The following is a 223-nucleotide window of genomic DNA, read 5'->3' as shown; positions in this document are numbered from 1 at the left end:
CCCATCAAAGTTATCATCTCCATAGATTTGGGCATGTGCATAGTTATTCTTGCTGGTAGCCCCATCTATATCTCCTTCCTGCCCAATAAAAATAGCATCAGTATTATTTTTTCCATCAATTACGGCATACCCTCGGTTGTTCTCACTCCTGCCGTCCTCACTATCCTGGTCAATAACAATTCCGAAATCATTACCATCTCCATGAATCCGAGCATCGGCCTGG

1 protein-coding gene is annotated in these 223 nt (G+C 43.5%); it reads right to left on the bottom strand.

Annotated features, from left to right (window positions below; translation table 11 throughout):
- A partial coding sequence (locus E1171_RS22900) for a hypothetical protein (RefSeq protein WP_187696060.1) occupies positions 1-223 on the bottom strand: 223 nt, incomplete at both ends.

The organism is Xanthovirga aplysinae, from assembly GCF_009711365.1.
GTDB classification, from domain to species: Bacteria; Bacteroidota; Bacteroidia; order Cytophagales; family Cyclobacteriaceae; genus Xanthovirga; species Xanthovirga aplysinae.
The sequence above is the reverse complement of the archived record's forward strand: the minus strand, read 5'-3'. Positions and strand labels throughout refer to the sequence as shown.